This is a genomic window from Metapseudomonas otitidis (assembly GCF_900111835.1).
Taxonomy (GTDB): Bacteria; Pseudomonadota; Gammaproteobacteria; order Pseudomonadales; family Pseudomonadaceae; genus Metapseudomonas; species Metapseudomonas otitidis.
In genome coordinates, this window is the sequence record NZ_FOJP01000027.1 from 19283 (window position 1) to 39909 (window position 20627).

Annotated in this window: 15 protein-coding genes; 7 read left to right on the forward strand and 8 right to left on the reverse strand. The window is 69.9% G+C overall.

Annotated elements, in window-relative coordinates; translation table 11 throughout:
• The first annotated feature begins 155 nt into the window (after window positions 1-155).
• From BM198_RS26875 to BM198_RS26885, 3 genes are all read left to right on the forward strand, one after another.
• Window positions 156-1550, forward strand: coding sequence for an MFS transporter (locus BM198_RS26875; RefSeq protein ID WP_044411068.1), 1395 nt, complete (start codon window positions 156-158; stop codon window positions 1548-1550).
• Between the two features lie 9 nt (window positions 1551-1559).
• A complete protein-coding gene (locus BM198_RS26880; RefSeq protein WP_044411072.1) occupies window positions 1560-2054 on the forward strand; it encodes a single-stranded DNA-binding protein in 495 nt (164 codons plus the stop codon).
• A 247-nt stretch (window positions 2055-2301) separates the two neighbouring features.
• The gene (locus BM198_RS26885; RefSeq protein ID WP_074973768.1) at window positions 2302-3630 is read left to right on the forward strand and encodes a hypothetical protein; all 1329 of its coding nucleotides are present in this window, start codon (window positions 2302-2304) and stop codon (window positions 3628-3630) included.
• On the opposite strand, the gene BM198_RS26890 is transcribed toward BM198_RS26885, so the two are convergent.
• The 5 genes from BM198_RS26890 to BM198_RS26910 all read right to left on the reverse strand — a co-directional run bounded on the left by BM198_RS26890 (window position 3618) and on the right by BM198_RS26910 (window position 10372).
• A complete protein-coding gene (locus BM198_RS26890) occupies window positions 3618-4829 on the reverse strand; it encodes a PepSY-associated TM helix domain-containing protein (protein WP_074973771.1) in 1212 nt (403 codons plus the stop codon). The genes BM198_RS26885 and BM198_RS26890 overlap by 13 nt on opposite strands.
• A 79-nt stretch (window positions 4830-4908) precedes the next feature.
• A complete protein-coding gene (locus tag BM198_RS26895) occupies window positions 4909-7323 on the reverse strand; it encodes a TonB-dependent siderophore receptor (protein ID WP_074973773.1) in 2415 nt (804 codons plus the stop codon).
• 105 nt (window positions 7324-7428) lie between these two features.
• Window positions 7429-8385, reverse strand: coding sequence for a FecR domain-containing protein (locus BM198_RS26900; protein ID WP_074973775.1), 957 nt, complete (start codon window positions 8383-8385; stop codon window positions 7429-7431).
• On the reverse strand, window positions 8382-8879 hold the full coding sequence (locus tag BM198_RS26905) for a sigma-70 family RNA polymerase sigma factor (protein WP_074973777.1): 498 nt from the start codon (window positions 8877-8879) through the stop codon (window positions 8382-8384). Before BM198_RS26905 ends, BM198_RS26900 begins: the two co-directional genes overlap by 4 nt.
• Window positions 8880-9094: 215 nt before the next feature.
• Window positions 9095-10372 (reverse strand): acetyl-CoA C-acetyltransferase, encoded by a 1278-nt coding sequence (locus BM198_RS26910; protein ID WP_044411084.1) that lies wholly within the window; start codon window positions 10370-10372, stop codon window positions 9095-9097.
• Between the two features lie 178 nt (window positions 10373-10550).
• On the opposite strand from BM198_RS26910, the gene BM198_RS26915 reads away from it, so the two are divergent.
• Entirely contained in the window at window positions 10551-11906 is a 1356-nt protein-coding gene (locus BM198_RS26915; protein ID WP_044411092.1) for a 3-oxoacyl-ACP reductase, read from the forward strand.
• 16 nt (window positions 11907-11922) lie between these two features.
• Here BM198_RS26915 and BM198_RS26920 read toward each other — a convergent pair whose 3' ends face one another.
• On the reverse strand, window positions 11923-12927 hold the full coding sequence (locus tag BM198_RS26920; protein ID WP_074973779.1) for a bile acid:sodium symporter family protein: 1005 nt from the start codon (window positions 12925-12927) through the stop codon (window positions 11923-11925).
• An 83-nt stretch (window positions 12928-13010) separates the two neighbouring features.
• Between BM198_RS26920 and BM198_RS26925 the strand changes: the two genes are divergently transcribed.
• From BM198_RS26925 to BM198_RS26935, 3 genes are all read left to right on the forward strand, one after another.
• On the forward strand, window positions 13011-13802 hold the full coding sequence (locus tag BM198_RS26925; RefSeq protein ID WP_074973781.1) for an AraC family transcriptional regulator: 792 nt from the start codon (window positions 13011-13013) through the stop codon (window positions 13800-13802).
• Window positions 13803-13865: 63 nt separating this feature from the next.
• Window positions 13866-17357, forward strand: a complete 3492-nt coding sequence (locus BM198_RS26930) for a response regulator (RefSeq protein WP_074973783.1) — start codon at window positions 13866-13868, stop codon at window positions 17355-17357.
• 12 nt (window positions 17358-17369) lie between these two features.
• Window positions 17370-18581 (forward strand): response regulator, encoded by a 1212-nt coding sequence (locus BM198_RS26935; RefSeq protein WP_074973785.1) that lies wholly within the window; start codon window positions 17370-17372, stop codon window positions 18579-18581.
• A gap of 19 nt (window positions 18582-18600) precedes the next feature.
• Here BM198_RS26935 and ureC read toward each other — a convergent pair whose 3' ends face one another.
• Both ureC and BM198_RS26945 read right to left on the reverse strand, forming a co-directional pair.
• Window positions 18601-20301, reverse strand: a complete 1701-nt coding sequence (ureC, locus tag BM198_RS26940) for an urease subunit alpha (RefSeq protein ID WP_074973787.1) — start codon at window positions 20299-20301, stop codon at window positions 18601-18603.
• A gap of 18 nt (window positions 20302-20319) precedes the next feature.
• Window positions 20320-20625 (reverse strand): urease subunit beta, encoded by a 306-nt coding sequence (locus BM198_RS26945; protein ID WP_044411111.1) that lies wholly within the window; start codon window positions 20623-20625, stop codon window positions 20320-20322.
• Window positions 20626-20627: the final 2 nt, after the last annotated feature.

Sequence of the window (20627 nt, forward strand, 5' to 3'; positions counted from 1 at the left end):
CGCGGCAAAGCGGCACGGCAGTGTCCTGACGGGCCGGGACTGCTAGAATGCGCCGCATTTTTCCGGCGCAGGCAGCAGCCGCGCACCCGGGGACCGGGTGCCAGCGCCCGACGCGGGGCATGACGCATTCCCGCACTTCCTGTCACGAGGCATCTATGCACGATCCCCATTCCGAACGCATGAGCGGTCGCGAGACCCGCGCCGCCGGTGGCCTGGCGCTGGTGTTCGCCTTCCGCATGCTCGGCATGTTCATGGTATTGCCGGTCCTGGCCACCTACGGCCAGGACCTGGCCGGCGCCACCCCGGCCCTGATCGGCCTGGCCATCGGCGCCTATGGCCTGACCCAGGCGGTGCTGCAGATCCCCTTCGGCATCGTCTCCGACCGCATCGGCCGCCTGCCGGTGATCTACATCGGCCTGCTGATCTTCGCCGCCGGTGCCGTGCTGGCGGCCAACGCCGACTCCATCTGGGGTGTCATCGCCGGGCGCGTCCTGCAGGGGGCCGGGGCCATCTCCGCCGCGGTCATGGCGCTGCTCTCCGACCTCACCCGCGAGCAGCACCGCACCAAGGCCATGGCCATGATCGGCATGAGCATCGGCGTCTCCTTCGCCGTCGCCATGGTGGTCGGCCCCCTGGTCACCCGCGCCTTCGGCCTGGCCGGGCTGTTCTGGATCACCGCCGCCATGGCTCTGGTCGGCATCCTGATCATCGCCCTGTTCGTCCCCCGGGCCGCCTCGCCCCTGCAGCACCGCGAGTCCGGCGTGGCCCGCCAGGCGCTGCTGCCGACCCTCAGGCACCCCGACCTGCTGCGTCTGGACTTCGGCATCCTCGCCCTGCACGCCGTGCTCATGGCCAGCTTCGTCGCCCTGCCGCTGGCGCTGGTGGAGAAGGCCGGCCTGCCCAAGGAGCAGCACTGGTGGGTCTACCTCACCGCGCTGCTGGTGGGGTTCTTCGGCATGGTCCCGTTCATCATCTACGCCGAGAAGAAGCGCCAGATGAAGCGCGTGCTGATCGGCGCCGTCAGCGTGCTGGCCGCCTGCGAACTGTTCTTCTGGGCCTTCGGCGACACCCTGAGCGCCCTGGTCATCGGCACCATCGTCTTCTTCACCGCCTTCAACCTGCTGGAGGCCTCGCTGCCCTCGCTGATCAGCAAGGTCGCCCCGGCCGGCGGCAAGGGCACCGCCATGGGCGTCTACTCCACCAGCCAGTTCCTCGGCGCCGCCCTCGGCGGCATCCTCGGCGGCTGGTTGTTCCAGCATGGTGGCCTGTCCGTCGTGTTCATCGGATGTGCGGCGCTCTGTGCGATTTGGGTCGCCATTGCTGTTACTATGCGCGAACCTCCGTACGTGACCAGCCTGCGCCAGCCGCTCGATGCAGCGGCCCTCGGCGACGCGACGCTGGTCCCGCGTTTGCTGGCTTTGCCCGGAGTGGCGGATGCCGTGGTGGTGGTCGAAGAAGCCGCCATCTATATCAAAGTGGATACCGAAAAACTGGACCGCACGTCCCTGGAGCGTCTGATCAAGCCGGCGCCCGAACGTGCTGAAGCCTAGGAGAACGTTATGGCCCGTGGGGTTAACAAAGTCATTCTGGTCGGCAACGTCGGCGGCGACCCTGAAGTCCGCTACATGCCCAACGGCAACGCCGTGACCAACATCACCCTGGCCACCAGCGAGAGCTGGAAGGACAAGCAGACCGGCCAGCAGCAGGAACGCACCGAGTGGCACCGCGTGGTGTTCTTCGGCCGCCTCGCCGAGATCGCCGGCGAGTACCTGCGCAAGGGTTCCCAGGTCTACGTCGAAGGCAGCCTGCGCACCCGCAAGTGGCAGGGTCAGGACGGCCAGGACCGCTACACCACCGAAATCGTTGTGGACATCAACGGCCAGATGCAACTGCTCGGCGGCCGTCCCGGCAGCGATGGCGATTCCGCCCCGCGCGCCCCGCGTCCGCAGCGCGAGCCGCAGCAGTCCGCCCCGCGCGAGTCCCGCCCGGCTCCGCAACCGGCCGCCCAGCCGGCCCCGGACTACGACAGCTTCGACGACGACATCCCGTTCTGAGTCGAGCCGTCCGGCACAGACAAAGGCGCAGCCCCCAGGCTGCGCCTTTTTCGTTTCAGGAGGATGAAAAGCGGCGCCTGCCGAAGCGGTTATCCACAGCCGTTCGTCGTCTTTTGGAGAGGCCTGCAGCCCGCGTGGGACGGGACTTTGTGAATGCAAAATCACATTCAGGCCGGGCTCTGGACGCTGGCAAACCGCCTCTATAGGCTTGCCCACCATTCCATCGATCGCCCTCCCGGAACCCACCATGAAACTCAACGGACTGACCGCCGTTCTGCTTCTGGCCGGCCTGCCCCTGTGCAGCATCGCCAGCCCCTACCAGACCCTCGCCCGTGACGCGGAAAGCAGTGCCCGCTGGGGCCTGCTCGGCAGTGCCGCCGAGCAGTACCGCGCCATCCTCGCCGACCCGAGCCTGAGCGCCAGCCACCCCCGTGCGCGCCTGGCCCTGGCCAAGGTCTATGCCGACGCCCTCGACTACCCGGCCGCCAAGGCCGAGCTGGCGCGGCTCAAGCAGGACGCCCCCGACTCCGCGGAGGCCAAGGAAGGCGCCAAGCTGGCCAAGCGCATCGCCAAGAAGCTCAAGGCCCACACTTTCGGCGGCCGCGTCGCCGTGGCCCGGGTGCATGACACCGACACCGCCAACGCCAGTGCCGGCATGACCCAGGACCCCTCGTTCGATGACGAGGACGACGAGGACATGGACGACATGGCCTTCGAGGACGACGACAGCCTCGACGACCTGCTCGACGACATCGACCTGGACGAGGACGACCTGGCCGACGACGGCGAGGAAGACGACGACACCGCGCCCACCCCGGTCGCCAAGCCCAAGTCCACCGTCCACGACAACCGCTGGCAGGCCGCCGGCAGCCTGCGCTACGGCTACGGCTTCGACGACCGTGGCAGCCGCTGGAACCTCGGCGCCAACGTCGCCCAGGCCCGCCAGGACGACCGCGACGAGCTCAACCGGCAGACCTGGGCGGTCTCCACCGGCCCCACCTTCGTCATCCCGGCCTGGCGCCTGAAGATCAACGCCGCCGTCACCTACCTGCAGCTCTACAAGGACCACCAGTACGACCTCTCCAGCACCATCTGGTCCCTGGGCGCCAGTCACAAGCTGAACCGCGTGCTGGAGCTGTACACCCGCTACAACTACGAGAACCGTGGCCTGGAGAACGACAGCCCGCTGGACATCGAAGTCGACACCTTCAAGGTCGGCACCCGCTTCAAGCCCACCGGCAAGGACAGCTTCGACCTCAGCTACTCGCCCAAGGTGGAAGACAACGACAAGCGCAACAAGGACAAGGAGCAGGAAGGCTGGAAGATCAGCTACGCCCGCAAGCTGCCCTGGGACAGTTTCGCCAGCATCGCCTACAGCCGCCGTCACACCGACTTCAAGCACGACCCCTCCGGCAAGGAAGAGGACGAGACCAAGCACGTCGTCACCCTCGGTCACAAGCTCACCAAGGACCTGGTGATGACCGTCAGCTACGAGCACAAGGACAAGGACTCCAACCTGCCCGGTCGTGACAAGAACAACGAAAGCACCTCACTCGGCCTGAGCTACAAATTCTGACCGAAAGCGGCTCGCCGCCCCTCGCGGGCGCGGGCCGCACTGGCGCGCCGGGCCTGCCGCTTGCGCCACCAGATGACCACGCCGGTGACGCTCAGCCCGGCGATGGCCAGTCCCAGCAGCGCGATCACGATGCGCCCCGGCAACCCCGCGATGCGCCCGCCATGGATCGGCGCCTGCAGCCGGTAGAAGCGTTCACCCGGCGTGCCGCGCCCGGCGACCTCCGCGCCGATCAGGCGGCCGTCGGCCCCATCGAAGAACAGCCATGACTTCTCCAGCGGGTTGGCGTCGTGACCGCCGAACCCCGCCCCGAAGAAGTTGTACTCGACGCTGTAGTACAGCTCGCCGATTCCTCTCTCGATGCCCTGCCGCGCGCCTTCCGCCTGCGCCAGCCGGTACACCTGCTGGTAGTCCAGGCGCGTCTCCCCCAGTGCCTCGCGGGGCATCTGGCTGCGCTGCTGGTAGGTGCTCGGCGGCGCCTCGGAGAACAGCGACACCACCGGCTTGAACACCGGCTCCGGCAGGTTCATCGCCACGCTGCTCACCGCCACCGGCAGGAGCAGCAGCCACAGCCAGAGCCCGCCGGCGCGGTGCTGGTCGAGGGTGCGCCGGTAGCGGCCGGCGCCGCGCTTCAGCGTCCAGGCCGTCCACCATTTCCTCAGGAAGGGCCGGCCACGGGGCAGGGTCAGCCAGGCGCCGGCGAAGCAGTCGATGACCCAGAGGATCGCCACCAGCCCCATCAGGATCAGCCCCCAGTTGCCCGGCAGCGCCAGGGTGTAGTGGAACTCCAGCAGGAAGGGGATGAGGTTCTGCGCCTGCAGGCAGCACGCCCCCCACTGGCGCATGCCCAGCTCGGCGCCGCTCACCGGGTCCAGGTAGATCACCCGGTGGTGCAGGTCGTAGGGCGCGCCGGTGGCCGGGTCGGTACGGGGCACCGCCGCCATCAGCGCCGAGTGGCCGGCTTCGTCCGGCACCTCCATGTACCAGACCTGCAGGCGCGGCTCGGCCTGCTCGATGCGCTGCACCAGCTCGCCCGGCGACAGCAGCGGCCCCCGTGCGGGCGCGTGGTAGAAGGCCGGGTTCAGCCATTCATCGATCTCGTGCTGGAAAGCCAGCAGGCTGCCGGTGAGCCCGGCGAGGGCGAGGAACAGCGCCGTGGCCAGGCCGAGGTAGCGGTGCAGCAGGACGATAAGGGGGCGCATGGGCGCGTTCCTGTGGCAAGTCTGTCACGCACATGGACGAGGCCGCCCCGGCGCCGGGGCGGCCTCGTCCAGGCACCGGTCAGAACTGGTAGCTGAGGGTGGCGGTGACGTTGCGCTGCTCGCCGAAGTAGCAGAAGTCCAGGCTGTAGCACGAGGCCACGTAGTCCTCGTCCAGCAGGTTGTTGGCGTTCAGAGCCAGGTCCATCCCGGGCAGGCCCACCTTGCCCAGGTCGAAGCCGATCAGCGCATCCACCAGCGTGTAGGACGGCACGTGCAGCGTGTTGGCGCGGTCCGCCCAGCTGCGGCCCACGTAACGTGCCCCCAGCCCGGTGCGCAGGCCGTCCAGCGCGCCGGCATCGAAGCGGTACTCACCCCAGATCGAAGCCATGTGCTTCGGCGCCTGGTTCGGCGTGTTGCCCCGGGAACCGTCCAGTGCCTGGGTGTAGGTGATGTCGGTGTAGGTGTAGCTGGCCAGCAGGCGCAGGCGCTCGCTCAGCTGGGCATTGGCCTCCAGCTCCAGGCCCTGGGAGCGCACCTCGCCCACCGACTCGTAGTAGCTGTACTGCGGCAGCTTCGACGCCACGTTCTGCTGGACGATGTGGAACAGCGAGGCGGTGTACAGGCTGTTGCTGCCCGGCGGCTGGAACTTCACCCCGGCCTCCCACTGGGTGCCCTCGGTGGGCTCCAGCGGCTTGCCGCTGGCGTCTGAATAGGCGTTGGGGTTGAACGACTCGGAGTAGCTGACGAAGGGCGCCACGCCGTTGTCGAACAGGTACAGCACCCCCGCGCGGCCGGTGAAGCGGCGCCAGTCGGCCTCGCTCCTGGTCCCGCTGGTGCGGTTCTCGTCGGAGACCGACACCCAGTCCTGGCGCATGCCCAGGGAGAAGCGCCAGCGGTCCAGGTCGATCAGGTCCTGCACGTACAGGCCGGTCTGCTCCAGGCGGCGGGTGTGGTTGTCCGGGTACAGGGTGCCCAGCGTCGCGTTGCCGTAGGCGGGGTTGAACGCATCCAGCGGCGAGACGCTGGCCGAGGTCCAGTCCACGCGCGTCTTGCGATTCTGGTAGTCGAGGCCGGTGAGCAGGGTGTGGCGCGCGCTGCCGGTGTCGAATTCGGCCTGCAGCATGTTGTCGACGATGTAGGCCCGCAGCTTCTCGCTGGCGCCGGAGTAGTAGCGGGTCAGGGTGTTGGCCGTCGGTGCCGTCCACTGGTAGCCGTAGACCTGCGACAGGTCCACGCTGGCGTCCAGCACCCGCAGGTTCTGCCGCGCGCTCCAGACGTCGTTGAAACGGTGCTCCAGCTGGTAGCCGGCCATCCGCTGGGTGCGGTCGAAGTCGTCCAGCCCCGGCTCGCCGTCGAAGAAGTCGCGGTCGATGCGCTGGCCGTTGTGGGGATGCAGCGCCCCGTCGGCCGGCACGCCGCTGTGGTAGCCGCCGTTGGGGTCGTGCTGCAGGTAGCCCAGCAGGGTCAGCGAGGTGTCTTCGTTGAAGTCGATGGAGAGGGACGGCGCGATGGCGTAGCGCTCGTCGCGGGCGTGGTCGAACTGGGTGTCGCTGCCCTTGCCCAGGCCCACCACGCGGTAGGCGATGCGCTGCTCCTCGTCCAGCGGGCCGCTGAAATCGAAGCCCAGGCTCTTCTGGTTCATGTTGCCCACCGAGGCCTGCACCTGGTGGTAGGGCGTGTAGAGCGGCTTCTTGCTGGTCAGCGCCACCAGGCCGCCCGGCAGGCTGCGGCCGTAGAGCACGGACGACGGGCCCTTGAGCACATCGATGCGTTCGAGGAAGTACGGGTCCACCTGCAGCGAGCTGAAGGTGCCGCTGTCGCCCATGGTCTTCAGGCCGTCGAGGAAGACGTTGTCCACGCTGTTGTCGGCGAAGCCGCGCATCACGATGTAGTCGTAGCGGTTCGAGGCGCCCACCTGGCCGGTGAAGATCCCGGGGGTGTAGCGCACCGCCTGCTGCACGGTCTTCGAGCCCTGGTCGTCGATCTGCTCGCGGGTCACCACCGACACGCTCTGCACGGTTTCCAGCAGCGGCTTGCTGGTCTTGGTCGCCACGTGGCTGTGGGTCGCCTGGTAGCCCTCGGCGCTGCCCAGGGCATTGCCCAGCGCGAACACCTGGGTGCTACCCAGTTCCAGCGCCGCGTCCGAGGGCGCCTCGCGCAGCACGAAGCGGCCATCCCCCAGGGGCTCGGCCTGCAGCGGCGTGCCTTGCAGCAGGCGGGCGAGCCCTTCCTCCACCCCGAAGTGGCCCGACAGCCCTGCGCTGTTCAGGCCCTGGGTCTGCTCCGGCGTCGCCGACAGGCTGATGCCCGCCTCGCGGGCGAAGCGGTTGAGCGCCTCGGCCAGCGGGCCGGCGGGAATCGCATAGCCCTGGCTGGCGCTGGCTTGGGCGGTCTGCGCCGAGGCGCTGGCGGGCAGCAGGGATGTGGCGAGGGCGGCGGCGATCAGGGCGCCGCGAACGGCAAGGGCAAGGCGGGAAGGGCAGGAAGCGCGCATGGCAGGGTCCGTGATTGGCAAGGTGAATGGGTGTTATTCCCATTGCCGGGCTTCGCCGGAAAACCCGCCAAAAAATTCGCAGGGATCATCGGGCGGCTGATCCGCTCAGGCCCGCGCCTCCACCGTCACCCACCAGCGGGTTCGGTAGCGCAGCTGCACGGGCAGCGTCTGTGGCAGCAGTGCCAGCAGCCGCTCGGTGTCGTCCAGCCGGTAGACCCCGGACAGCCGCAGGTCGGCCACGGCCTCGCTGCAGGCCAGGCGGCCGGGGCGGTAGCGGGCCACCTCCGCGACGAAATCCCCCAGCCGCACATCGCGGGTGACGATCAGCCCATCCGCCCAGGCTCCCGGCTCCATGGCCGGCGGCGGCAGCTCGCGGACCTCGCCGGCACGGACTTCGACGGTGCGCCCAGCCCCCACCGTGCGGCCCCCGGTGCCGCTGTGCAGCACCTCCACCTCGCCGCCCAGCACGCAGAGGCGCAGCGCCCCTGCGTCCAGCCGGGCGACGAAGCGCGCAGCCCGGGTACGCAGCCAGCCCTGTGCGCTGCGCAGGTGCAACGGTTCGGCCTGGGGCGCTGCCTCCAGCAGGATCTCGCCCCGGCGTAGGTGCACCTGGCGCTGGCCCGCCGTCATGCGCAGGTCCACCGCCGAGTCGGTGTTCAGCAGCAGGCGGCTGCCATCGGCCAGGCGCTGGCCGTGGCGTTCGCCCGTGGCGGTGGCCAAGTCCGCGGTCAGGCGCTCCCAGGGCGCCAGGTCGCGGCTCAGCCAGAGCGCCGCGCCCCCCACGGCCGCCCCGGACAGCAGCTTCAGCGCCTGGCGCCGGCGCAGGCCGGCACGGGCGTCTTCCAGCACCTGGCGCGATTGCGGCAGGGCGCGCAGGCCGACGCCCAGTTCCTGGTCCAGCTGCTGCACCCGCTGCCAGGCCAGTTCGTGGCTGGCGTGCTGGTTGCGCCAGTGCTCGCAGGCCTGCAGCGCGCCAGTGTCGGGCTGGCCGCGCAGGCGCAGCATCCAGGCGATGGCCTGGCGCACCACCTGATCGTCGGGTTGAGCGGGGCGCGGGGTCATTCGGCGAACCGCAGCTGGTAGCAATGGAACAGCGCATCGGCCACGTAGCGCTCCACCGAGCGCAGGGAGATGCCCATGCGCTCGGCCACCTCGCGGTGGCTCAGCCCCTCGCACTGGGCCAGCAGGAAGGCCGTACGGACCTTGGGCTTGAGGCAGTCCAGCAGCGCCGCGACCTGCTCCAGCAGCTCCAGGACCAGCTCGCGGGTCTCGGGGGAGGGCACCTCGGCCTCCGGCACCTGGGCCAGGGCCTCGCGGTAGGCCCGCTCCAGCTCCTCGCGACGCCAGTGGTCGATCACCAGCCCACGGGCCACGGTGCGCAGGAAGGCGCGCGGGGTGTGCAGCTCCAGTGCCTCGCCCTTGCCCAGCAGGCGCAGGAAGGTGTCCTGCGCCAGGTCGGCGGCATCCGCCGCGTTGCCCAGCTTGCTGCGCAGCCAGGCCTTCAGCCAGCCGTGGTGCTCGCTGTACAGCGCCTGGATCGAAAGGGAAGAGGCCATGGGGTCACCGCGAGAAGCAGTATCAAATGAAAATTGATCGCATTTTCTCGGCGGCGAGGGGTTTTGGCAATAACCCGCCCTTGGGGGCGTTGAGGTGCGCCTGGTGGCGTTGGCGCACGGACGAAAAAAAGGGCGGCCCTGCACGCAGGGCCGCCCTAAATCACGGAGTTGCTTACATCGCGTGGCCGCGATGACTTGCGGCCACGGGTATTGGATTACTTCTCCAGGATTGCAGTCACACCCTGACCGCCCGCCGCGCAGATGGAAATCAGCCCGCGGCCCTGGCCCGCCGCGTCCAGCAGCTTGGCGAGGTTGGCGACGATGCGACCACCGGTCGCCGCGAAGGGATGGCCGGCGGCCAGGGAGCTGCCCTTGACGTTCATCTTGCTGCGGTCGATGGCGCCCAGCGGCTGTTCCAGGCCGAGGCGGGTCTTGCAGTACTCGGCATCTTCCCAGGCCTTGAGGGTGCACAGCACCTGGGCGGCGAAGGCCTCGTGGATCTCGTAGTAGTCGAAGTCCTGCAGGGTCAGCCCGTTGCGTGCCAGCAGGCGCGGCACGGCGTAGACCGGCGCCATCAGCAGGCCTTCCTTGCCGCTGACGAAGTCCACCGCGGCGGCTTCGCCGTCCTTGAAGTAGGCGAGGATCGGCAGGCCGCGCGCCTTGGCCCACTCCTCGCTGGCCAGCAGCACCACCGAGGCGCCGTCGGTCAGCGGGGTGGAGTTGGCAGCGGTGAGGGTGCCGCGCGGGCCGCGCTCGAACACCGTCTTCAGGGTGCCGAGCTTCTCCAGGTTGATGTCCGCCCGCAGGTTCTGGTCGCGGGTCAGGCCGAGGAAGGGGGTCATCAGGTCGTTGTGCCAGCCCTCGGCATAGGCCGCCGCCAGCTTCTGATGGCTGGCCACGGCGAGCTTGTCCTGCTCGTCGCGGGGGATGGCCCAGGTCTGCGCCATCAGCTCGCAGGACTCGCCCATGGACAGCCCCGTGCGCGGTTCGCCGTTACGCGGGATGTGCGGCGCCAGGTGGCGCGGGCGCACCTTGAGCAGGGTCTTGATCTTGTCGGCGGTGGTCTTGCCGCGGTTGGCCTCCAGCAGGATCTTGCGCAGCTCCTCGTGCACGCCGATGGGGGCGTCGGAGGTGGTGTCCACGCCACCGGCGATGCCGCTCTCGATCTGCCCCAGGGCGATCTTGTTGGCCACCAGGATGGCCGCTTCCAGGCCGGTGCCGCAGGCCTGCTGGAGGTCGTAGGCGCTGGTTTCCGGCGCCAGGCGCGAGCCGAGCACGCATTCGCGGGCCAGGTTGAAGTCCCGGGAGTGCTTGAGCACCGCCCCGGCGACGAATTCGCCGATGCGCTCGCCGTGCAGGTTGTAGCGCTCCACCAGGCCTTCCAGCGCGCTGGTCAGCATCTGCTGGTTGGTGGCGGTGGCGTACACCGTGTTGGAACGGGCGAACGGAATGCGGTTGCCGCCGACGATGGCGACCCGGCGCAGCTGGGTCATGGGTGACTCCTTGCCTGGGGAAATGGATGCGGGGTGCAGCAGGTGGGCACAAGACTAGCCGCCAGGCCATCCCTCGCATTGGCCGCCTTGCCGGCGCGGCGGGCAACGCGGTCAATTGCGGGCCGGCGCTGTCTGCGTAGAGTGGCCCCACTTCTTATGCGTGCAGGAGCCTGCCCCCATGTCCGACCGTTATCTCGCCTTCGCCAACTCCACCACCGGCCGACGCCTGGTCGGCGCCCTCGGCCTGCCCGCGCCGCTGCGCCTGGAGCGCTGGACCGCAGGGCGCGTGCGGCCGGTGGACGGTGCCCTGCTGCTGGGCGGCGAGGGGGCCCTGGCCGACGCCGCCAGCGCCGTGCTGAACAAGCTCACCGACCAATCCTTCGCCGCCGAGGAAGGCCGCTTCGGCCTGCCGCGCTGGACCGCCGAGCACGGGCCCAAGCTCAAGGCTCTGGTGTTCGACGCCAGCGGGCTGACCCGCTTCGAGCAGCTGATCGAGCTGCGCAACTTCTTCCAGCCCACCTTCAAGGGCCTGGGCAAATGCCCGCGCGTGGTGGTGCTGGGGCGCCCGCCGGAAAGCCTCAAGGACCCGATCGCCGCCAGCGTGCAGCGCTCCCTGGAGGGCTTCACCCGCTCCCTGGGCAAGGAGATCCGCCGGGGCGGCAGTGTGCAGCTGGTGTACGTCGGCAAGGGCGCCGAGGACCAACTCGAAGGCGCGCTGCGCTTCTTCCTCTCGCCCAAGAGCGCCTACGTCTCGGCCCAGGTGCTGCGGCTCGCCGCCAGCAGCGCCCAGGTCAAGGACTGGAGTCGTCCCCTCGGCGGCCAGCGCGCGCTGGTCACCGGGGCCTCGCGGGGCATCGGCGCGGCCATCGCCGAGACCCTCGCCCGGGACGGCGCAGAGGTGGTGCTGCTGGACGTGCCCCAGGCCAAGGACGCCCTCGAAGCCCTGGCCGCCCGTCTTGGCGGCCGCGCGGTGGCCCTGGACATCTGCGCCGAGGACGCCCCCGCGCGCCTGGTGGAGGCGCTGCCCGACGGGCTGGACATCGTCGTGCACAACGCCGGCATCACCCGTGACAAGACCCTGGCGAAGATGAGCGAAGCCTTCTGGGACTCGGTGATCAACGTCAACCTCAAGGCCCCCCAGGTGCTGACCCAGGCCCTGCTGGACGCCGGCAAGCTGCACGACAACGGCCGCGTGGTGCTGATCGCCTCCATCAGCGGCATCGCCGGCAACCTCGGGCAGAGCAACTACGCGGTGAGCAAGGCCGGCGTCATCGGCCTGGCCCAGGCCTGGGCCCCGGCGCTGGCCAAGCGCGGCATCACCATCAACGCCGTGGCGCCCGGCTTCATCGAAACCCAGATGACCGCCGCCATCCCGCTGACCATCCGCGAAGCCGGCCGGCGCATGAACTCCATGAGCCAGGGCGGCCTGCCCCAGGACGTGGCCGAAGCCGTGGCCTGGTTCGCCCAGCCCAGCTCCGGTGGCCTCACCGGCCAGGTGATGCGGGTCTGCGGGCAGAGCCTGCTGGGCGCCTGAGCCGCCGGCGGCCGCTTCAGACCGCCTGTGCCGCCAGCGCCGCGCCCCGTTGGGCGTAGCGCTCGGCCATCACCGAGCAGACGATCAGCTGCATCTGGTGGTACAGCATGATCGGCAGCAGGATCAGCCCCAGCGCGGGGTTGGCGCCGAAGATGATCCCCGCCATCGGCGCACCGGCGGCGAGGGATTTCTTGGTGGCACAGAACACTGCCGCAATCTCGTCCTCATGGCTGAAATCCATCGCCCGCGCCGCGCGGGTGGTGGACCAGAGCATCAGCGCCAGCACCAGCGCACTGCCGATGAAGGCGATGGCCAGGGTCTCCGGCCCTTGCTGCTGCCAGATGCCGGCGGCCACCGAATCGCTGAACGAGGCGAACACCAGCAGCAGGATCACCAGCTTGTCGAACACCGAGGTGTAGCGCTTGTAGCGGGCGAAGAAGCGTCCCCACAGCGGGCGCAGCCCCTGGCCCAGCACCAGCGGCAGGAGCAGCAGCAGGCTCAGGTCCAGCAGCGTCTTGCCCAGGTCCATGCCGCCGTTGGCATCGGCCACCAGGCTCACCAGCCAGGGCGTGATGAACACCCCCAGCAGGCTCGACAGGCTGGCGTTGAGGATCGCCGCCGGCACGTTGCCGCCGGCGCTGCCGGTCAGCGCCACCGACGAGGAAATGGTCGAGGGCAGCGCGCACAGGTAGAAGAAGCCCAGCATCAGCGCCGTTGGCAGGTGGGTGCCCAGCAGGCGGTCCGCCGCCAGCCACAGCAGCGGAAAGGCCGCGAAGGTGAACAGCTGCACCATCAGGTGCAGGCGCCAGTTGCCCAGCCCCTTGCGGATCTGCTCGGTGGAGAGGTTGATGCCGTGCAGGAAGAACACCAGGAACACCCCGGCGTTGATCAGGTTCTCCGCGTGCAGGAGGCCGCCGTGGCGGCCCACGTTGGGGAACAGCCAGGCCAGCGCCACGGCCAGCAGCATGCCGCCGAGGAACCAGTCGGTGACCAGGCGCTTGAGGGGTTTGAGGGCAGACATCGGGGGCCTCCGGGGTAGCGGGGGATTGAGGCGGCAGGGTAGCGGGGGCAGAATCCGACCGTCTAACGACAAAGGATCAATCCATGTCGACAAACGGACAGCAGCGCGGCCCCGCCCGGCTGATCCCCACCCTCGATGCCCTGCCGCGCCCGCTCTACGCCCGTGCCGAGAGCCTGCGCGCCGGGTCCTGGACGCCGCGCCACCGCCACGACTGGGTGCAGTTCTCCTACGCCATCAGCGGCGTGCTCGGCGTGCACACCGCCGACGGCAGCTTCTTCGCCCCGCCGCACTGGGCCGTGTGGGTGCCGGCCGGGTTGGAGCACGAGGTGGTCAGCTCCATGCACGCCGAGATGCGCAGCCTCTACGTGCGCCGCGATGCCTGCGCCTGGGCGCCGGAGCAGTGTCGCGTGCTGGAAGTCACGCCGCTGGCCCGCGAACTGATCAAGGCCTTCTGCCTGCTGCCGGTGGAGTACCCCGAGGGCGACAGCGCCGAGGCGCGCCTGGTGGCGGTGCTGCTGGACCAGCTGCGGGCCCTGCCCGAGGCCGGCTTCTCCCTGCCGATGCCGGCCGACGGCCGCCTGCGGGTGCTCTGCGACGAACTGGCCGCACAGCCCGACCTGGCCCTCGGCCTGGGGGACTGGGCAGCCCGGTTCAACACCTCGGAGAAGACCCTCAGCCGCGCCTTCCTGCGGGAGACCGGCCTGAGCTTCCGCCAGTGGCGCCAGCGCCTGCGCCTGCTCGCCGCGCTGCAGCCGCTGGAAGGCGGCGCCAGCGTCACCGAAGTGGCCCTGGCCAGCGGCTACGAATCCCCCTCGGCGTTCATCGCCGCCTTTCGCGGGCTGTTCGGCGTTACCCCCGGCGAACTGTTCCGCTGAGCCGCCCGGCGCCCGCCGGGTGGCTAAGCTGAAGCGGTCAAGACCGCGATACAGGGACCGAACATGCTGCGACTGCTCGGCCGGCTGGTGCTGTTCCTGCTGCTGGGGAGCAGCACCTGCCAGGCCGCCGAACCGCTGGAGTTCTCCACCGCCGAAGCCCGCTGGCTGCAGGAGCACGGGCGCATCCGCGTGGGCCTGGAGCGCAAGGGCTGGCCACCGTTCGACCTGATGGGCGAGGACGGCAGCTACCAGGGCATCAGCGCCGACTTCCTGCGCCTGCTCGGCGAGCGCCTCGGGCTCGGCGTGGAACCGGTCTACTTCGACGACTGGCCCCAGGCCCGCGAAGCCTTGCGCCGGGGCGAGGTGGACGTGGTGCCGTCGGCGGCCAAGACCCCGGAGCGGGAGCGCTGGATGGCCTTCAGCGACCCCTACCTGACCACCACCAGCCTGATCTACTCCCGCCGCGAAACGCCCTACCGCAGCCTCGACGACCTGGCCGGGCGCCGTGTGGCCGTGGAGCGCGGCTACGCCATGGAAGACCGCCTGCGCCAGCGCAGCCGCGACCTGCAACTGGTGGAGACGAGCGACACCGAGGCCGCCCTGCGGGCACTCTCCTCCGGCCGGGCCGATGCCTACGTCGGCAACATGATGGCGGCCGGCTACCTGATCCACCGGCTCAACCTCAGCAACCTGGAGGTCAGCGGCGATCCCGGCCTGGCCGGCAGCGCCCTGCACTTCGCCGTGCTCCGCGAGCAGGCGATGCTCGCCGAGCTGCTCGACCATGCCCTGGCCAGCGTCACCAACAGCGAGCGCGAGGCCATCCTGGCGCGCTGGCTGCCCCCCGCCGACAGCGTGGACTGGCGCGAGCTGCTGGCCCTGGGCTGGCCCTACGGGCTCGCCGTGCTGGTGCTGGTGACCTTCGTGCTGGTGTGGAACCGCCGCCTGGCGGTGCAGGTGGTGGAACGCCAGCGCGCCGAAGCCGAGGCCCAGCGCCAGCGCAGCACCCTGCAGGCGCTGGTGGACGCCATCCCCGACCCGATCTGGTTCAAGGACACCGGCGGCCGCTACCTCGGCGCCAACCAGGCCTTCGCCGAACTGATCGGCCAGGACCTCGACGGCCTGGTGGGGCACACCGATGCCGAGCTGCTGCCCACCGAACGTGCCCGCCTGCGGCTGATCCAGGACCAGGCCGCGCTGGCCATGAGCCGGCCCATGGAAAGCGAGGACTGGGTGCTCCAGCGCGATGGCCGCAAGCTGCTCTACGCCACCGTGCGCGCCACCTTCGACGATGAAGACGGGCACCTGCTGGGGCTGGTGGGCGTGAGCCGCGACGTCACCGCGCGCAAGCAGAGCGAAGAGGCCCTGGAGCGCGCCAAGGAACTGGCCGAAGAGGCCGCGCGGCTGAAGGCGGACTTCCTCGCCAACATGAGCCACGAGATCCGCACGCCGATGAACGCCATCGTCGGCATGACCCACCTGGCCCTGCGTGCTGGCCCCGAACCGCGCCAGCGCGACTACCTGGAGAAGATCCGCCAGGCCAGCCAGCACCTGATGGGGCTGATCAACGACATTCTCGACTTCTCCCGCATCGAGGCCGGCAAGCTGGAGGTGGAGCAGATCGACTTCGACCTCACCCTGGTGCTGGAAAACCTCGCCGCCCTGGTGGGCGAACGGGCGGCTGACAAAGGGCTGGAACTCATCTTCCGCATCGACCCGCAGGTGCCCCGGCACCTGGTGGGCGACCCGCTGCGCATCGGCCAGATCCTGATCAACTTCGCCAACAACGCGGTCAAGTTCACCGAGCGCGGCGAAGTGGAGGTGGCCGTGCGCGGTGAACCGCGCGACGGCGGCTGGCTGCTGCAACTCTCGGTGCGCGACACCGGCATCGGCCTGGACGCCGCCCAGCAGGCGCGGCTGTTCGAGTCCTTCCAGCAGGCCGACACTTCCACCACGCGGCGCTACGGCGGCTCCGGCCTCGGCCTGGCCATCTGCCGGCGCCTGGCCGAAGCCATGGGCGGTGATGTGGGCGTCGACAGCCAGCCCGGCGAGGGCAGCCTGTTCTGGTGCCGCCTGCTGCTGCCCATCGCCCCCGAACAGCCCCAGCCGGACCTGCTGCGTCCCGACCTGCTCGGCCTGCGTGCCCTGGTGGTGGACGACAACCCCAGCGCCCGGCGGGCCGCCAGCGACCTGCTGGCCAGCCTGGCGTTGCGGGCCGAGCACTGTGGCGATGGCGACACCGCCCTGGTCCGCCTGCAGGAGGCCGACGCCCAGGGCAACCCGTTCAGCCTGGTGATACTCGACCGCCATATGCCTGGGCTCGACGGCCTGGAGACCGCCCGGCGCCTGGCGGCCCTGCCCCTGGGCAAGACGCCGTGGGTGCTGCTCGCCAGTACGACAGGGGAGGGCGAGCCCAGCGGCGACGGCATCGACCAGTACCTGGAAAAGCCCCTCACCCTGCCGCGCCTGCTGCATGCCATCCACGCCTGCCAGCTGCAGCGCCAGGCCGCCGCGCCGCGCAGCGAGGTGACCCACATGCCGCAGTTCGACGGCCAGCGCGTGCTGCTGGTGGAGGACCACCCGCTCAACCGCGAGGTGGCCGGCGAGCTGCTGGAGATGGCCAACCTCCAGGTGGACCTGGCGGAGAACGGCCTCGACGCCCTCGACCGCCTGCGCTGGCAGCCCGACGGCCACTACGCGCTGGTGCTGATGGACATGCAGATGCCGGTGCTCGACGGCCTGGAGGCCACCCGCCGGCTGCGCCAGGAAGGGCGCTTCGCCCGCCTGCCGATCATCGCCATGACCGCCAACGCCCTGGCCGACGACCGCGAGCGCTGCCTGGCGGCCGGCATGAACGACCACATCGCCAAGCCCATCGAGCCCCGCGAACTGTGGGGCACCCTGTCGCGCTGGCTCGGCCCCCGCCCGGCCGCCGCGCCCCCCGTGGCGCCACCGCTGCCGGCCTGGCACCTGCCGGGGGTCGACATCGCCGACGGGATACGCCGCGCCCTCGGCCGCGAGGACGCCTACCGCCGGCTCCTGGTGCGCTTCGCCGAGGGCCAGCGCGACTGGAGCCAGCGTATGCGTGCAGCCCTGGCCAGCGGCCAGCGCAGCCAGGCCGAACGCCAGGCCCACGACCTGCGCGGCCTGGCCGGCAGCCTCGGGGCCCATGGGCTCAAGGCCCAGGCCGCCACCCTCGAACAGGCCCTGGCCGATGCAGCGGAGCCGGAGCGCATCGAACCGCTGCTGACCGAGCTGGAACCGCCACTGCTGGCGCTGGTCGGAGCCATCGAGGCCCTGCAGCGCGAGGCCGCTGCGCCGCCCCCAGCCGCCGCCGACGACAGCGTCGCGCTGGCGCGCACCTGCCGCCAGCTCGCCCGCCTGCTGGAGGAGGACGACCCACGGGCGGCGCGGCTGCTCGACGAGCAGGCCGGAATGCTGCGCAGCGCCTTTAATGAAGGCTACGGGGCCCTGGAATCGGCCGTGCGGGCCTATGACTTCGAGACAGCGCACCAAGCGCTGCGCGCGCTGGCCGACCAGCGCGAAATCACGTTATGACGAGGTGCCGTGATGACCGGGATGCTGGACAGACCGGAGCGTGAAGTGGTGCTGGTGGTGGACGACACGCCCGACAACCTGGAGCTCATGAGCGAGCTGCTGATGGACCGCTACCGGGTCAAGGTCGCCGGCAACGGCGAGAAGGCACTGCGCATCGCCGGCGGCCGGCAGCCGCCGGACCTGATCCTGCTGGACGTGATGATGCCGCAGATGGACGGCTACGAAGTCTGCGCCCGGCTCAAGGCCGACCCGGCCACCCGCGACATCCCGGTGGTGTTCCTCACCGCCCGGGGCGAGGCGGCGGACGAGCAGCGCGGCTTCGACCTCGGCGCGGTGGACTACATCACCAAGCCCATCAGCCCGCCCATCGTCCTCGCGCGCATCCAGGCCCAGCTGCAGCTCAAGGCCAACGCCGACTTCCTGCGGGACAAGAGCGAATACCTGGAGCTGGAGGTGCGCCGCCGCACCCGCGAGATCAGCCACCTGCACGAAGCCACCATCGAGGCCCTGGCGAACCTGGCCGACCTGCGTGACAACCCCGCTGGCAACCACCTGGTGCGCATCGAGCTGTACATGCGCCTGCTGGGCAATGCCCTGGCCCGGCAGCAACCGGCCCTGGCCGACGAGCTGACCCCGGACAAGGTGGCGCTGATGGCCAAGTCGGCGCAGCTGCACGACATCGGCAAGGTGGCCCTGCCGGACCGCGTCCTGCTCAACCCCGGCGCGCTGGAGGGCGACGACCTGCGGCTGATGCAGAGCCACACGCGCCTGGGCCGCGAAGCTCTGGAGCGCGCCGACCGGCGCCTGGCGGGCGGCGAGGGCGAGGGGTTCCTGTGCTACGCGCGGCAGATCATCCAGTCCCACCACGAGCGCTGGGACGGCGACGGTTACCCCGACGGCCTGCGGGGCGAGCAGATCCCCCTGGCGGCGCGGCTGATGGCGGTGGCGGATCACTATGACGAACTCACCGCACCGCACCCGTACCGCCCCCGGGTGGGCGGCGACGAGGCGATCCAGCGGATCAGCGCCGCCAGCGGCAGCCACTTCGACCCGCTGGTGGTGATGGCCTTCCTCGAAGTGGCCGACGGCTTCGCCCGCATCGCCGAGCGCTACGGCGACGACGAGGCGGCCCTGGAAGGCGAGCTGCAGCGCCTGGAAAACTCCCTGGCGGAAACCATCGAGCTGACCTTGCCCGAGGAGCAGACGCCACCGGTGGACGCCTGACTCCGCCGGCCGGCGTCGCTCAGAACAGGAAGTAGCGCTGCGCCATCGGCAGCACCTCGGCCGGTTCGCACCAGAGCAACTGGCCGTCGGCTTTCACCTGGTAGTTCTGCGGGTCCACCTCGATGGTCGGGGTGTAGTCGTTGTGGATCAGGTCCTGCTTCTGCACGCTGCGGCAGCCCTTCACCACGCCGATCTTCTTCTGCAGCCCCAGCTGGGCGGGCACGCCCGCCTCGAAGGCGGCCTGGCTGATGAAGGTGATGCTGGTGGCATGGCGGCTGCCGGCGTAGCTGGCGAACATCGGCCGGTAGTGCACCGGTTGCGGGGTGGGGATGGAGGCGTTGGCGTCGCCCATCAGGCTCGCGGCGATGGCCCCGCCCTTGAGGATCAGGCTCGGCTTGACGCCGAAGAAGGCCGGGCGCCAGAGCACCAGGTCGGCCCATTTGCCCACCTCCACCGAGCCCACCTCGTGGCTGATGCCGTGGGTGATGGCCGGGTTGATGGTGTATTTGGCGATGTAGCGCTTGGCGCGGAAGTTGTCGTTGCCGGGGCCGTCGCCGGGCAGCGCGCCGCGCTGCTTCTTCATCTTGTCGGCGGTCTGCCAGGTGCGCGTGATGACCTCGCCGACGCGGCCCATGGCCTGGCTGTCGGAGCTGATCATGCTGAAGGCGCCGAGGTCGTGGAGGATGTCCTCGGCGGCGATGGTCTCCCGGCGGATGCGGCTTTCGGCGAAGGCCACGTCCTCGGCGATGCTCGGGTCCAGGTGGTGGCAGACCATGAGCATGTCCAGGTGTTCGTCGATGGTGTTGCGGGTGAAGGGCCGGGTCGGGTTGGTGGAGCTGGGCAGCACGTTGGAGAAACCGCAGGCCTTGATGATGTCCGGGGCGTGGCCGCCGCCGGCGCCTTCGGTGTGGTAGGTGTGGATGGTGCGGCCCTTGAAGGCGCCCAGGGTGGTTTCGACGAAGCCCGACTCGTTGAGGGTGTCGGTGTGGATGGCCACCTGCACGTCGTACTGGTCGGCGACGCTCAGGCAGTTGTCGATGGCCGCCGGGGTGGTGCCCCAGTCCTCGTGCAGCTTGAGGCCGATGGCGCCGGCCTTCACCTGTTCGATCAAAGGTTCGGGCAGCGAGGCGTTGCCCTTGCCGGTGAAGCCGATGTTCATCGGGAAGGCGTCGGCGGCCTGGAGCATGCGCGCCATGTGCCAGGGCCCGGAGGTGCAGGTGGTGGCGTTGGTGCCGGTGGCCGGCCCGGTGCCGCCGCCGATCATGGTGGTGACGCCGCTCATGAGCGCCTCTTCGATCTGCTGCGGGCAGATGAAGTGGATGTGGGTGTCGATGCCGCCGGCGGTGAGGATCATGCCCTCGCCGGCGATCACCTCGGTGCTGGCGCCGATGGCGATGGTGACGTCGGGCTGGATGTCCGGGTTGCCGGCCTTGCCGATGGCGGCGATGCGCCCGTCCTTGAGGCCCACGTCGGCCTTGACGATGCCCCAGTGGTCGATGATCAGCGCGTTGGTGATCAGCGTGTCGACCACCTCGGCAGCCAGCAGCTGACCCTGGCCCATGCCGTCGCGGATCACCTTGCCGCCGCCGAACTTCACTTCCTCGCCGTAGGTGGTGAAGTCCTTCTCGACCTCGATCCACAGGTCGGTGTCGGCCAGGCGCACCCTGTCGCCGACCGTGGGGCCGAACATGTCGGCGTAGGCCTGTCTGCTGATCTTCATCTGCGTTCTTCCTGTTGTTTAAAGGTCGCCCATGACGCGCCCGGCGAAGCCGAACACCCGGCGCGCGCCGGCCAGGTCCACCAGCTCCACCTCGCGGCTCTGGCCCGGCTCGAAGCGCACGGCGGTGCCGGCGGGGATGTTCAGGCGCATGCCACGGGCGCTGGCGCGGTCGAAGGCCAGGGCGTCGTTGGTCTCGAAGAAGTGGAAGTGCGAGCCGACCTGGATCGGCCGGTCGCCGGTGTTGGCCACGGAGAGGGTCAGGGTGCGGCGGCCGGCATTGAGTTCGATCTCGCCGTCCTGGATCTGGTATTCGCCGGGAATCATGG